Annotated in this window: 1 protein-coding gene; it reads left to right on the plus strand. The window is 71.2% G+C overall.

Annotated elements, in window-relative coordinates; translation table 11 throughout:
* Positions 1 to 155 precede the first annotated feature (155 nt).
* A complete protein-coding gene (locus ACAM49_RS40260) occupies positions 156 to 902 on the plus strand; it encodes a (2Fe-2S)-binding protein (protein ID WP_369640755.1) in 747 nt (248 codons plus the stop codon).
* Positions 903 to 1,016: the final 114 nt, after the last annotated feature.

A 1,016-nucleotide genomic window follows, 5' to 3' on the forward strand; every position in this document is an offset into this window, starting at 1 on the left:
CGCTGGGGCCGCTCGAGTGATCGAGGGGGGACGTGGGGAGCGGCCCACAGCGGGGGTGAAACGTGACATTGTGGTGGTGACCGCCGCGACATCGCGGGTGTAACCACTGTGCGTAGTAATCATCGATGGTCGGCCGGGATCGGAGTCGGATGGAAATGGTTGCGCAGCCCCCTGTCTCACAGGCCCTGGTGCCGGGCACCGAATTGGTGCGGGCGGAATGGCTGGCCGAGCGGATCGCCGATATGGGGATCTCGTGGGGGACTGGCAACTCGCGGGTGTCGGGGACGCTGTGGTGGTGCATGGCGGCCTCCTCGCTGGTGGATCCGATCGTCGCGGCCGTGGCGTCGGGTGAGCCCGCGTTCGATCCGGCGCTCGAGCACATCGGGCTGGAGATCCGGCCGGACGGCGGGGTCGAGCGGGTGATTCCGGAGCGGCATCACTACGCGGTGGCGCTCGCGGCGGCCATCCCCGCGATTCACGCCTCCGAGGCGAATTCCGCAGCGGCGGAGGCGAATTGCGCCCATCCGGAGGTCCCCGCGGCCGAGTGCTGCGCGACCACGCCCGTCGGTCACGCCCTCCGGCACACCCTGTCACGGGTGATCCCGGTCGTCGCCGAGGTCTCCGGCGCGGGCGTCCCCTCGCTCTGGGCGATCGTCGCCGACGCCATCGGCAACCGCGCCCTCGACATCGGCGCTCCCGAAGCCGGTGCCCGCCTGGCCCGCGACGTGGCCGGCCGCCTGCCGGTCCCGCGCTTCCAGGACATCGGCGGCCGCACCTTCGTCCGCCGCATCTCCTGCTGCCTGGTCTTCGAGGTCCCCGGCTGCGAGATGTGCACCAGCTGCCCCAAACGCCCTGCCCCCCAACGTGAGCAGCTCCTCGCGGACCTAGCCGCCCGCCCCTGACTCTCACGCCGAGTGGCACACCAGTGAGGGGTTTTGTCCGGATTTGCCGCGCTGGTGTGCCACTCGGTGGGGTGTTTTAGCTGGTCGCCGGTGGCGCAGCGGGTGGGGTGGGGG

Source organism: Nocardia sp. JMUB6875 (genome assembly GCF_041154655.1).
In the GTDB taxonomy this organism is placed as follows: Bacteria; Actinomycetota; Actinomycetes; order Mycobacteriales; family Mycobacteriaceae; genus Nocardia.